Below are 13,010 nucleotides of genomic sequence, written 5' to 3'. Positions count from 1 at the left end.
TGCCGCCAAGATCATGCGGCCTGGGCCGTGCCCTCGACGCGCTTGGCGATGAGGGTGCGCAGCTTGCCGAGATCCTTGGCGAAGCCGCGAATACCTTCGGCGAGCTTCTCGGTCGCCATGGCATCCTCGTTCATCTCCCAGCGGAAGGCGCGTTCGTCGATCTTGCCGGTAGTCGGAGCAGCGGCATAGTTGCCAGGCGAGAGCTGGCGCTCCAGCGTGCCTTGATCCGCATCGAGCGCCTGCAACAGGTTCGGTGCGATGGTGAGACGGTCGCAACCGGCCAGTGCCTCGATCTCGCCGGTGGAGCGGAACGAAGCGCCCATCACGACCGTCTTGACGCCGCGGGACTTGTAATCGGCATAGATACCGCGAACCGACAGCACGCCCGGATCCTCTTCCGGGGTGAAGGTGCGGCCGTCATTCTTCACGTGCCAGTCGAGGATGCGGCCGACGAAGGGCGAGATCAGGAACACGCCGGCATCGCCGCAAGCCACAGCTTGCGCCTTTGAGAACAGCAGGGTCAGGTTGCAGTCGATGCCTTCCTTCTGCAGCACTTCGGCGGCACGGATGCCTTCCCAGGTCGAGGCGATCTTGATCAGAATGCGGTCGCGCTCGATGCCGCGCGACTTGTAGTCGGCGATGATGGCATGCGCCTTGGCAATGGTCGCCTGCGTATCGAAGGAGAGGTCGGCGTCGACTTCGGTCGAAACGCGCCCGGGAACGAGCTTGGTGAGTTCCGCACCGAAGGAAACGGCGAGGCGATCGGCGATGGCTGCGACGACGCCGTCCTTGCCGCCACCCTGCTTGCTGCCCCAGCTCACGGCTTCCGCGATCAAATGGTCATAGGCCGGCATTTCGGCTGCCTTGAGCAGCAGGCTCGGATTGGTGGTGCAGTCCACCGGCTTGAGCGCCTTGATCGAGTCGATATCGCCGGTATCGGCGACCACGACCGTCATGGCACGCAATTGTTCGAGTTTCGAAGCCATATGTTACGTCCTTGTTCACAGAGCTTGTTAGCGTCCCGTCACGGACCATAGACCCCAGCCCCGGCGGCGTCATCAGTTATCATGCCTGTTTTTCTGCCTCGCCGTCGGAGCGGGCAAGAGAGCACGGTGCGGCAGACATTTGCCGCCTCGAACATGCCTCGGATGATCCTCCAGGCTGCTTATCAAGATATGGCTCCGTTGCCGGGAGATACAAGGCGACTGCGGTACGCGGATCACTTGCGGCAGCAGATGATGAAACGCTGGTAGAGATAGGTGCGCAGCCGGTTGCGCAGATTCGCTCGGCGCCTCTGGGCGGCGGCGATCGGCCGATGCGAGGAGACGACGACATCCCTGAAACCGGCCTGCTCCAGGAGCGGCAGGAGATCGGTGCTCCGCAGTCCCCGGCCAAAAGGCAGCCGCTCCATGATGCGGGCATGGCGTTCGCCCATCGCGCCATCATAGTAGGGATCGGCGCCACCGAGGCGATCGATCAGGGCGATGAGCCTGGACGCCATGCGTCCGGTCCTGGTCGGTCTCGCCCAATCCCCGTCGAAGAACAGCAATCTGCCGCCCGGCTTCAGCACGCGATGCCAATCGGCGAAGGCCTTCTGCGGCTCGGTCAGCGTCCAGACCAGATGCCGGCAGACGACGGCATCATAGGCGCCTTCCGGTTCCATGGTGTTTTCGGCATCGCCGAGCCGGAAGCGCAGGCGCTGTCGCCCGGCATGCTTGCGCCGGGCGACAGCCAGCATCGCCTCGGAAAAATCCAGGGCCGTGACCTCGTGGCCGAGCGCCAGCAGCAGCTTGGTGATCTCGCCCGTGCCGCAGGCGAGGTCGAGAACCCGGCGCGGATCGCTGCCGAGATGATCGCGGATCGCCGCAGCCCAGGCCTCGAATTCCGGACCTTCGGGAATGTGATGCCCGAAGGCGCGGTCGAAGGTTTCCGACCGCCCCGACCAGTAATCGCGGATCTCTTCCTTGAGATCGTAATTCGCGGTGCCGGTGCTGGTCATCTGACGGTTCTCTCCATCTGTTGGCGGATGCGGGTCATGACGCCGCCGCGATCCAGCCCGCCCGCGGTGCAGGAAGATCCGGATGCCGATAGCGAATGAAGCAGCCTCCCGCGCCGTCGCGAACGATTTCGGCGGCGACACCGAAGACCGACTGGATGCGCGCCGCCGTCAGCACCTCGGACGGAGGACCGATCGCCTCGATCCGTCCCGCCTGCATCAGGGCAATGCGGTCGCAGAACATCGCCGCGTGGTTGAGGTCATGCAGGGCCGCCACCACGGTGAGGTTCTGACGGTGCACCAGATGCAAAAGGCCGATCTGGTGGCCGATATCGAGATGATTGGTGGGCTCGTCGAGAAGCAGGATCTCCGGCTGCTGCGCCAGGGCACGAGCGATGTGGAGGCGCTGGCGTTCCCCACCGGAGAGCGTGTGCCACAGGCGACCGGCAAGGGCGGTCATCGCCACCTCCTCGAGCGCGAGGTCGACGATAGCATCGTCCTGGTTCGACCAGGGCGTGAAGGCCCCCAGATGCGGTGTTCGCCCAAGCTCCACGGCCTGGCGGGCGGTAATGCGCTCGGCCGTCTCGGCCTGCTGTTCGACCAGGGCGATGCGGCGTGCGACTTCGCGGCGGGCGAGGCCATGGAGCGGCTGGCCCGAGAGAAGCACCTGCCCCCCCTGCGGACGGCGAATGCCGGCCAGCAGGGACATCAGGCTGGTCTTGCCCGAACCGTTCGGGCCGATGATGCCGAGCAACTCGCCCGGACGGACCTCCAGCGATACTCCGTGCAGGATCGAGACCCCACCAGCCGACCAGGACAGATCGTGGGCCGACAGGCTCATGCCGTCGCCTTTCTTTGGCTGAGGATGAGAGCGAAAGCCGGCGCACCGACCAGAGCCGTGATCACGCCGATCGGCAGAACCTGGCCGGGGATGATGATGCGGGACAGAATGTCGGCGATGATCATGAAGACGGCGCCGATCAAGGCGCTGGCCGGCAGCAGGCGCCCATGGCGCACGCCCACAACCATCCGCGCCGCATGGGGGATCACCAGCCCGACGAAGCCGATCGATCCGACGATACTGACCATCACGGCCGTCATCATCGCCGCAACACCGACGAGCACGACATAGGCGCGCCGGACGGAGATGCCGAGGGACGCCGCCGATTCCGTGCCGAAGGTGAAGGCATCGAGCGCGCGGGCATGCCACAGGCAGACCAGCAGCCCTACAGCCGTGACCGGCAGCGCCAGCCAGACGTCGGGCCAGCGTACACCCGAGAGATTGCCCAGCAACCAGAACATGATGCCGCGCGCCTGTTCGGCATTGGCCGCCTTGGTAACGATGAAGGAGGTCAGGGCATTGAAGAGCTGGGATCCGGCGACCCCGGCCAGGATCACCGCGCCGGTGCCGCGGCCCGAGCGCATCGCCAGCAAGGCGACGAAGCCGAAGGCCGTCAGCGCACCGAGAAAGGCGCCGGCGGGCAGGCTCAGGACCCCTGCCCCGAGGCCGAGGATGACGACCCCGACCGCTCCCGTCGATGCCCCAGCCGAGATGCCGAGGACATAGGGATCGGCCAGGACGTTGCGCAGCAGCGACTGCAGCACGACGCCCGACAACGCCAGGGCCGCGCCGCAGCAGGCCGCGACGACCGCGCGGCTCAGCCGGTAGTTCCACACGATGCCTTCATCGATGCGATCCAGACCATAGCCGGCGCCCCACAGGCGGTTGGCAGCCGTCTTGGCGACGACGTCCATCGGAATGGCCGTCTCGCCAATGGCGGCGCCCAGCCAGAGGGCCAGCACGAGCACCGCCAGCGCCAGCATCCCGATCGCCAGCAATCGTGTGACGGGGCGATTCATCTCAGCGCTTCAGGCCGAAACGCTGGATGGCATCGGCGAGCATCTCGATGCCCTCGACGACGCGCACGCTCGGCTGCATCGCCTGCACGTCCATCTCCACGACATGGCCCTGCTTGACCGCCGGCATCAGGCTTGCCACCGGATCGGTCTTGAGAAAGTTGAGCTTCACGGCGATGTCGTCGGCCGGATAGCGGCGACGATCCATCCGGCCGGCGACGATGATGGTCGGATCGGCCTTGGCGATGGTCTCCCAGCCGACGCTCGGCCACTCCTCCTCGCTCTCCACGACGTTCCGCACACCCAACGCGGACATGATATAGCCCGGCACGCTGTTCTTGCCGGCCATATAGGGATCGACGTCGACCTTGGCGCTCGAGAACCAGAAGGCGGCGGAGACCTTGCCATCGCCGGCCGCGATCTTGAGGCGGGCGGCTTCCTCACGCGCTTTCAGCTCGGCGACGACTTTCGCCCCGCGCTCCTGCACGTCGAAGATCTCGGCAAGCTCGGTGATCTCCCGATAGACCAGATCCATGGTGAAGAGGGTGCCGCGCGTGCCGTCGCCGCCGCTGGAATTGTCCTTGCCGACGCAATCGGCGGGCGAAACATAGGTCGGGATGCCAAGTTCCTCGAACTGCTCGGGCTTGCCGACAATACCGCTAGGCCCGACATGCCATTGGAACTGCGCCGTCACAAGATCCGGCTTCCTGGCGATCACGCTTTCGAAGCTCGGATCATTGTCGGCCAGACGCGGAATTTTGGCATTGGCCGCTTCATAGCCGGGCAATACAGGGCCGAACCACACCGCCGTGCCGACGACCTTGTCGGCCAGGCCGAGGAGATAGAGAACCTCCGTGCTGCTCTGGCCGACGGAAACGGTGCGCTGCGGCGCATGCTCGAAGGTGACGGTGCGGCCGCAATTGGTGAGCTTGAGGGGATATTTCGTTGCCTGCGCAGCCGCCGGATCGATACCCAGCGCCAAGCCAAAGCTGGCCGCAAGCATGACGGCGAAGCTGGACCAGCGGGCCTTGCTCGTTGAAAGGATCATGACGTTCTCTCGTTTCGCGATAAGGGAAGCAGCGGTCTTCAGCATCAGCCGAATACCGTGAGGTTTCCTCAGGCCAGGCTGTGGCAAAGGACGTGAGCGTGCGAAGCGGAGGGAACAGGCGGGCAAGCGCCCGAAACGTCGGGAAGAAACGTCACATTGTCTCCTGTTCCGGGCATCCCCGCCCGTGACATGGGATTGATCGAGATGACGGCAGGTTTCCTGGCTCGCGGATAAAGGCCTTGCATCTGCCTTCCCATGGGAGACCCACAGTGGCATGGCGCCTTTCGCGCCACGGGGATACTTGGCAATCCGCCTACAGTTGCGGGGGCAGCCACGGCATGGGCTTTTAGAAAGCCGAACCGTGTTCCCTATTACTCCCGACGGACTTGCATCCGACGGGAACCGTCACCGCACAGTTATCGGGGCGTCACGACCGCGGTCAAGCGAATATGCAAAGCGAACGGCCCCTGATGCCGTGCCCTGCCTTCCCGCGTCAGGCCCGACAAGCCAGGAAGCCCTGTTCGATCACGTCCTTCGGCAGGTTGCGCCCGATGAAGACCAGGCGGCTTCGACGCTCCTCCTCGGGCTTCCAGGCACGCTGATGATCGCCTTCGAGCAGCATGTGCACGCCCTGCACGACGAAGCGCTGCGGATCGCCATCGAAGGCGACGATGCCCTTCAGGCGCAGCATGTCCGTGCCGAACTGTTGCACGATCATGTTGAGCCAGGGCATGAATTTGCCGGGATCGAGCGGCTCCTGGGACACGAGAGCGAAGCTGCCGACATGATCGTCATGGTCGTGGTCATGGAAACCCTCGAGGAAATCAGGCTCGGCTTCGAGGATACGGTCGAGGTCGAACGCGCCGCGGCCGAGCACCTTGTCGAGCGCGATGTCGCAACGCCGGGTCTCGTGGAGAGTGGCGGTGGGATTGATGCGACGGATCCGCTTCACCACCCGATCGAGTTCCTCTGCCGTGACCAGATCGATCTTGTTGAGGAGGATCGTGTCGGCGAAGGCAAGCTGCTCCTGCGCCTCATGCGCCGTCTCGATCTCGCCGAGCAAATGCCGGGCGTCGACCACGGTGACGATGGAGTCGAGCTGGGTCTTGGCGCGCACATCGTCATCGACGAAGAACGTCTGGGCAACCGGTGCGGGATCGGCCAGCCCGGTCGTCTCGATCAGGATGGCATCGAAGCGGTCGCGCCGACGCATCAGGCCCTCGATGATGCGAATGAGGTCGCCGCGCACCGTGCAGCAGATACAGCCATTGTTCATCTCGAAGATTTCCTCGTCGGTATCCACGACAAGGTCATTGTCGATGCCGACTTCGCCGAACTCATTGACGATGACCGCATATTTCCTGCCGTGGCTCTCGGTCAGGATACGGTTGAGAAGCGTGGTCTTGCCTGCCCCGAGATAGCCGGTGAGGACGGTGACGGGTGTCTGCGGCGCGGGCTGCATGATGTCGGAATTCCTTGATCCGTTGCGGATGCCCCGCAGCATGTCGCTGCCGGGAGGCCTCATTGAATTTTGATTTATATGAAACGTTATAACATAACTATCGCAATCGCAAGCGAGCTCTCACCATCGTCACCCCAGCAATCGCCACGCAGGTGGGCAGAGGCTTGCTGGCATTCTCGACCGTGATCATTCCACCGGATTTGTCTGCCAGCAGAGGAAATCCATGCGGGAAATTTTCGAATCACGGCCCTTGTCGGGTAAGCCTCACGCTTCACCCTGCAATGGAATCAGGCACCAAGGTGCATCCTGCCGGCATGACCCTCTCCTCTCCGCGAGATCCACTCGCCATCCTCAATAGCGTGTTCGGCTACGCCGCCTTTCGCGGCCAGCAGGAGGCGGTGGTGCGCCATGTCACCGGAGGGGGCGATGCGGTGGTGCTGTTCCCGACGGGAGCCGGCAAGTCGCTGTGCTACCAGATCCCGGCTCTGTGCCGGCGCGGCGTCGGCATCGTGGTCTCGCCGCTGATCGCGCTGATGCGCGACCAGGTCGAGGCACTCAAGCAGGCCGGCGTGCGGGCGGCGGCGCTCAACTCCTCCCTGTCGCGCGAGGAGGCCTATAAGGTCCGTCGTTCCCTGATGGACGGCAAGCTCGACCTCCTCTATGTCGCGCCCGAGCGCGTGGCGACGCAAGGTTTCCAGGCCCTGATCGCCGATGCCGACATCGCGCTCTTCGCCATCGACGAGGCCCATTGCGTCAGCCAGTGGGGCCACGACTTTCGGCCCGAATATCGCGAGCTAGGCGGCCTCGCCGCGTCCTTCCCCGGCGTGCCGCGCATCGCCCTCACCGCCACGGCCGATCCGGTCACCCGTGCCGACATCATCGAGCGGCTCGGTCTCAACCAGGCCGAGGTCTTCGCCACCAGCTTCGACCGGCCCAACATCAGCTACGCCATCGTCGAGCGCGACAATGCCCGCCGGCAATTGCTGGCCTTCCTGGCCGGGCACAAAGGCAATAGCGGTATCGTCTACTGCCTGTCGCGCGCCAAGGTCGAGGAGACGGCGCAATGGCTGAACGAGCAGGGTATCCGCGCCTTGCCCTATCATGCCGGCCTGGAAGCGGCTGTTCGCAGCGCCAACCAGGACGCTTTCCTGGAGGAGGAAAGCCTCTGCCTGGTCGCCACGGTCGCCTTCGGCATGGGCATCGACAAGCCCGACGTGCGCTATGTCGCCCATCTCGATATCCCTGCTTCGGTGGAAGCCTATTACCAGGAGACGGGCCGCGCCGGCCGCGATGGCCTGCCCTCGGATGCCTGGATGAGCTACGGCATGGCCGATGTGGTGCAGCGCCGCCGCATGATCCAGGAGGGCAATGCGCCGGAGACGGTCAAGCGGGTCGAACTCGGCAAGCTCAACGCTTTGCTCGGCATCTGCGAAACCGCCGAGTGCCGGCGCAAGGCCATCCTCGCCCATTTCGGCGAGACCCATCCCGGCCGCTGCGGCAATTGCGATACCTGCCTGTCGCCGGTCGAGAGCTGGGACGGCACCGATGCCGCCGTCAAGGCGATGGCCGCGATCTACCGCACCGGCCAGATGTTCGGTGCCGCCCATGTCATCGACGTGCTCACCGGCAAGGTCACGGAGAAGGTCCAGCGCTTCGGCCATGACAACCAGCCCGTCTTCGGGGCCGGCAAGGACATCGAGGCGCGCACCTGGCAATCGGTGCTGCGCCAGCTCACCGCGGCCGGCCTCGTCAATGTCAACCACGAGGCCCATGGTGCCCTGATCCTGGCCGAGGAGGCGCGAGCCGTGTTCAAGGGCGAGCGGCAGATCGTCTTCCGTCGCGACCGCCCCCGCAAGAGCACCGAGACCAGACGCGCCCGGCGCGGCGAGATCGAGATGTCGGAACGCGACGGCGCCTTGTTTGCCGCCCTTCGGGCGGAGCGCAGCCGCCTCGCCCGCGAGCAGGGCGTGCCGCCCTACATGATCTTCGCCGACACCACCTTGCGAGCCATGGCGAGCGAGCGCCCCGGCAGCCTGCCGGAATTTCTGGCCCTGCCTGGCGTAGGCCAGGCAAAGCTGGAGCGCTATGGCGAAGTCTTCCTGGAAGTCGTCAGGCGCGAGGGCTAGGATGACGGCTCGGTACCGCTGGTTCACGCCACTGTGCGGCGGCGCACAGGCCGGACATGAGCCAGCTCTCCCCTCCTTGACGCCGTTTACCATACATTTTAAGTTAGTGAACGAACGCTAACTTAAAATGCGATTCTCCCGCGCCCGGTACGCGCCCATCCAGGAACCACACCGATGCTCGCATCGCTGATGTCCGCCCGCCGCTTCTGGCCCCTGTTCTGGAGCCAGTTCTTCAGCGCCTTCAACGACAATTTCATCAAGCAGGCCCTGACCATCCTTGCGGTCTACGGCATTGCCGAAACGGCCGCGATGGAAGGCGGCGACAGCATGGTCTCGATCGCCGGTGCCTTGATCGTGCTGCCCGGCCTGCTGCTGTCGGGTCTGGCGGGGCAATTGGCCGACCGTTACGACAAGGCCCGGGTCGCCCGGCAGATCAAGCTCGCCGAGATCGCCATCGTCGCCATCGCTGCGGTCGGCTTTGCCCTGCACTCCATGCCGATTCTGCTGGTCAGCATGCTCACACTCGGCATCATGGGCACGCTGTTCACGCCGGTGAAATACGGCATCCTGCCGGACCATCTGGCGCCGGAGGAACTGCCCGCCGGTAACGGCCTGATCGAGGCAGGCACCTTCCTGTCAATCCTGATCGGCATCATCGGGGCCGGCTTCGTCGCTCCCCATCTGCCCAGCTGGATCGTGGCCGCCATCATGGTGGCGGTGGCCGTGGCCTGCTGGTGGTTTGCCCGCCTGATCCCGCCCACGGGCGAAGCGGCCCCCGACCTCAAGATCGACTGGAACATCATCCGATCGAGCTACCAGCTCGTGCAACTGGTGGCCTCCGACCGCAAGCTCCTGATCGGCTCGCTGGCGGTGGCCTGGTTCTGGATGAGCGGCATCGTCATCCTGTCGCTGACCCCTTCCCTCGCCCACAGTGTCATCGGCGGTGACGGCACGCTCAATACCTGGTTCACCACCGCCTTCTCGATCGGCATCGCCATCGGTTCGATCCTGGCCGCACGCCTGGCCACGGGCCGCATCATCGTGCTGCTCTCGCCGATCGGCTGCATCCTGATGGGGCTGTTCTGCCTCGACGTGGCCTGGATCGCCTTCGGTACCGAGCGCTCGGCCACCCCCCTCCATTTCCTGAGCTATCTCGCCACCGGCTCCGGCGTGCACATGACCCTTGCGCTCGTGCTGGTGGCGCTGGCAGCGGGCCTGTTCATCGTGCCGATCTATGCGGCCGTCCAGCATTGGGCGCCCAAGGACGAACGCGCCCGCGTCATCGCCGGCGGCAATGTCATCACGGCCCTGTTCATGACGGTCGGCGCCGGCGGTCTCTCCCTGCTGCAGGGTAAATTCGGCCTCACCACGCCGACGGCCCTGCTCGGCATCGCCGTCCTCGACATCATCGCCGGCGTCATCCTGCTCTATGTCCTGCCCATGAGCCGGTTCCGCGACTTCATCCTGCTGCTCTACCGGCTGCTCTATCGCCTCGAGGTCAAGGGCATCGAGAACCTGGAGACGCCGACGCCGCATCGCATCATCGCGATCAACCATGTCAGCTTCCTCGATGCCGGCCTGGTCCTGGCCCTGCTCGACAAGGATCCCGTGTTCGCCATTGATCACACCATCGCCAAGGCCTGGTGGGTCAAGCCTTTCCTGAAGATCTGCCGGGCCTATCCGCTCGACCCGACCAAGCCGATGGCGACGCGCGGGCTGATCAATGCGGTGAAGGCCGGCGAGACCCTGGTGATCTTCCCCGAGGGACGCCTCACCGTCACCGGCGCGCTGATGAAGGTCTATGACGGCGCGGGCCTGATCGCCGACAAGTCGCATGCCGACATCGTGCCCATGCGTATCGACGGCCTGGAGCGTACGCCCTTTACGAGGCTCGACGCCAACAAGGTTTCGCGCCGCTGGTTCCCGAAAGTGACCGTGACCTTCACCGAACCGACACGCCTCACCATCGATGAGGACCTCCGCGGCAAGAAGCGCCGCCAGGCCGCCGGCGCCGCCCTCTACGACGTGATGTCGGACCTCATCTACAAGACGAGTTCGGTCGACACCGATCTCTTCCGTGCCCTGGTGGCGGCGGCCGACAAATATGGCCGCAAGCGGGTGGTGCTGGAGGACCCGGTCAGCGGCACCCTCACCTATAAGCGCCTCTTGATCGGCATCAACGTGCTCGGCCGCAAATTCATGGGCTTTACCGCCCCCGGCGAGCATGTCGGCGTGCTCCTGCCCAACGCCAATGCCGTGGCCGTCACCTTCTTCGCCCTGCAATCGACGGGCCGCATCCCGGCCATGCTGAACTTCTCCGCCGGACAGGCCAATCTGATCTCGGCCTGCAAGACAGCGCAGGTGAAGACGGTGCTGTCGTCCCGCGCCTTCGTGGAGAAAGGCCGGCTCGGCGATGTCGTGGCCGCGATGGAAGAGCATGTGCGCTTCGTCTGGCTGGAGGATGTGCGCGCCGAGGTCGGCACCGCCGACAAGCTGAGGGGCCTCCTCGGCGCCGGGCGCGCCCATGCCAGGCCCGCGCCGGGTGCCCCCGCCGCCGTCCTGTTCACCTCGGGCTCGGAGGGCGCGCCGAAGGGCGTGGTGCTGTCGCACAGCAACATCCTCTCCAACATCGCGCAGGTCGGTGCCCGCATCGACTTCGGCCCCGGCGACATCGTCTTCAACGTGCTGCCGGTCTTCCATTCCTTCGGCCTGACCGGCGGCATGATCCTGCCGCTCGTCAACGGCGTCAGGCTCTACCTCTACCCGACGCCGCTGCACTACCGCATCATCCCCGAACTGATCTACGGCACCAACGCCACCGCATTGTTCGGCACCGACACCTTCCTCGCCGGCTATGCCAAGATGGCCAATCCCTACGACTTCCGCTCGCTGCGCTATGTCGTGGCCGGCGCCGAACCGGTGAAGGTGGAGACCCGGCGGGCCTATAACGAGAAGTTCGGCCTGCGCATCCTGGAAGGCTACGGTGTCACCGAGACCTCGCCGGTGCTGGCGCTGAACACGCCGATGTTCAACAAGAACGGCACCGTCGGCCGGGCTCTGCCCGACATGGAGACGCGACTGGAGGACATTCCGGGCATCGAGGAAGGCGGCCGCCTGCATGTGCGTGGCCCCAATGTGATGCTCGGCTATCTCAAGGCCGATCAGCCCGGCGAGATCGCCGCACCCGAGGAAGGCTGGTACGACACCGGCGACATCGTCACCATCGATCCGCAAGGCTTCATCGCCATCAAGGGCCGGGCCAAGCGCTTCGCCAAGATCGGTGGGGAGATGGTGTCGCTCGCAGCCGTCGAGGCGATGCTTGCCGATCTCTGGCCTGAGAGCCCGGTGGCCGTGCTCGCTACCCCCGACCCGCGCAAGGGCGAGCGCCTGGTGCTGATCACGCCTCACAAGCAGGCCAGCCGCGCCGACGTGATCGCACATCTGCGCTACAAGCATGCCGCCGAGCTGATGATCCCCTCGGAGATCATGATCATCGACGCCATGCCGGTGATGGGCACCGGCAAGACCGATTATGTCGGCCTCAACAAGATGCTGAAGGAGCGTCAGGCCAATGCCGGCGCCGCCGAAGCAAAGGCCAGCCCACCGGCCCCGCTGCCGGGCTTGCCCGAGCCGCCCAAGCCCTCCGCGGCTTCGCCCGCGCAGGGCAATGGTGCCGAGCCGGAAGCCCATCGCCCTCCGCCTGCCCCGCTCGCCGCACCGGGTCGCCCCGCCGGCGAGTCCAGGCTGGCCGCCGAAGCAGAAGCGCCGCCTTCGGCCAGGGCCGCCCACGACGAAACGGGCGGGAATCATGCGTGACGGATCGAAGACGCGCGCCAAGATCGTGACGGAGGCCTTGCGCCTGTTTGCCCAGAAAGGCGTGGCAGGGACCTCGATCCGCGACATCGCCGGTGCCGTGGGCGTGGCGGAGGCTGCCCTCTACCGCCACTTCCCGTCCAAGGACGCGTTGTCGCGTTCCCTCTTCCTGGATGGCTATGCCAGGCTTGCCGGCGACATCCTGGCGGCGGACCAGGCCCATGACCGGTTCGACACCAAGATCACGCGGATCGTCGAGGTCTTCTGCGACCTTTTCGACGAAGACCGCGCCCTGTTCACCTTCCTGCTGCTCTCCCAGCACGCCCATCTGGCCGAGGTTCCCCACGAAGCCGGCAAGAACGTGGTGGAGGCCGTGCACTCGATCTTCGCCGGCGCCATGCAAAGGCGGGAGATCCGCGAGCACGACACCGACCTCCTGACCGCGATGGCGCTGGGCATCGTCGCCCAGCCCGCGATCTTCACCCTCTATGGCCGGCTCCAGGGGCCGTTGCGTCATCGCGCCCCGGACATGGCGAAGGCCATCCTGGCGCTGGTCGGTTAGGGGAATTTCGAGAAAATCCGATCGGCCCTTCGCCCAGGAGAACATGCCGGCACGGCATTGCCCCGGCATCGCGGAGGATCATATCGCACCATGCGGAAATGCCTGGGTTGCGGCGCGGGCCGGACATCCGCCATGATGGCCGGCAC

At 65.3% G+C, this 13,010-nt stretch carries 9 protein-coding genes and 1 riboswitch; of the genes, 3 read left to right on the top strand and 6 right to left on the bottom strand.

Annotation, left to right across the window (positions count from 1 at the left end):
* Window positions 1-11 precede the first annotated feature (11 nt).
* The 6 genes from tal to ACIGJE_RS12005 form a co-directional block, all read right to left on the bottom strand.
* Complete coding sequence (gene tal / locus ACIGJE_RS12030; protein WP_311933339.1) at window positions 12-986, bottom strand: transaldolase; 975 nt, start codon at window positions 984-986, stop codon at window positions 12-14.
* 233 nt (window positions 987-1,219) lie between these two features.
* A complete protein-coding gene (locus ACIGJE_RS12025) occupies window positions 1,220-1,999 on the bottom strand; it encodes a class I SAM-dependent methyltransferase (protein ID WP_367624033.1) in 780 nt (259 codons plus the stop codon).
* Between the two features lie 34 nt (window positions 2,000-2,033).
* A complete protein-coding gene (locus ACIGJE_RS12020; RefSeq protein ID WP_367624034.1) occupies window positions 2,034-2,837 on the bottom strand; it encodes an ABC transporter ATP-binding protein in 804 nt (267 codons plus the stop codon).
* Window positions 2,834-3,856 carry a FecCD family ABC transporter permease gene (locus tag ACIGJE_RS12015; RefSeq protein ID WP_367624035.1) on the bottom strand — a complete coding sequence of 341 codons (1,023 nt, stop codon included), beginning with the start codon at window positions 3,854-3,856 and terminating at the stop codon, window positions 2,834-2,836. Before ACIGJE_RS12015 ends, ACIGJE_RS12020 begins: the two co-directional genes overlap by 4 nt.
* A 1-nt stretch (window position 3,857) precedes the next feature.
* Window positions 3,858-4,901: an ABC transporter substrate-binding protein gene (locus ACIGJE_RS12010; RefSeq protein WP_376717610.1), complete on the bottom strand. Its 1,044-nt coding sequence runs from the start codon at window positions 4,899-4,901 to the stop codon at window positions 3,858-3,860.
* Between the two features lie 192 nt (window positions 4,902-5,093).
* Window positions 5,094-5,323: riboswitch (cobalamin riboswitch) on the bottom strand.
* 71 nt (window positions 5,324-5,394) lie between these two features.
* The gene (locus ACIGJE_RS12005; RefSeq protein WP_311933343.1) at window positions 5,395-6,363 is read right to left on the bottom strand and encodes a CobW family GTP-binding protein; all 969 of its coding nucleotides are present in this window, start codon (window positions 6,361-6,363) and stop codon (window positions 5,395-5,397) included.
* A 281-nt stretch (window positions 6,364-6,644) separates the two neighbouring features.
* Between ACIGJE_RS12005 and recQ the strand changes: the two genes are divergently transcribed.
* From recQ to ACIGJE_RS11990, 3 genes are all read left to right on the top strand, one after another.
* The gene (gene recQ / locus ACIGJE_RS12000) at window positions 6,645-8,489 is read left to right on the top strand and encodes a DNA helicase RecQ (protein ID WP_483680157.1); all 1,845 of its coding nucleotides are present in this window, start codon (window positions 6,645-6,647) and stop codon (window positions 8,487-8,489) included.
* A gap of 174 nt (window positions 8,490-8,663) precedes the next feature.
* Window positions 8,664-12,305 (top strand): acyl-[ACP]--phospholipid O-acyltransferase, encoded by a 3,642-nt coding sequence (locus ACIGJE_RS11995; protein WP_415082656.1) that lies wholly within the window; start codon window positions 8,664-8,666, stop codon window positions 12,303-12,305.
* Window positions 12,298-12,864, top strand: a complete 567-nt coding sequence (locus ACIGJE_RS11990) for a TetR/AcrR family transcriptional regulator (RefSeq protein WP_394310082.1) — start codon at window positions 12,298-12,300, stop codon at window positions 12,862-12,864. The genes ACIGJE_RS11995 and ACIGJE_RS11990 overlap by 8 nt, the downstream gene beginning before the upstream one ends.
* Window positions 12,865-13,010 lie beyond the last annotated feature (146 nt).

The sequence above is a fragment of the Labrys sp. E2SS-1L genome (assembly GCF_057073705.1).
This window is presented reverse-complemented; position numbering and strand designations above follow the sequence as displayed.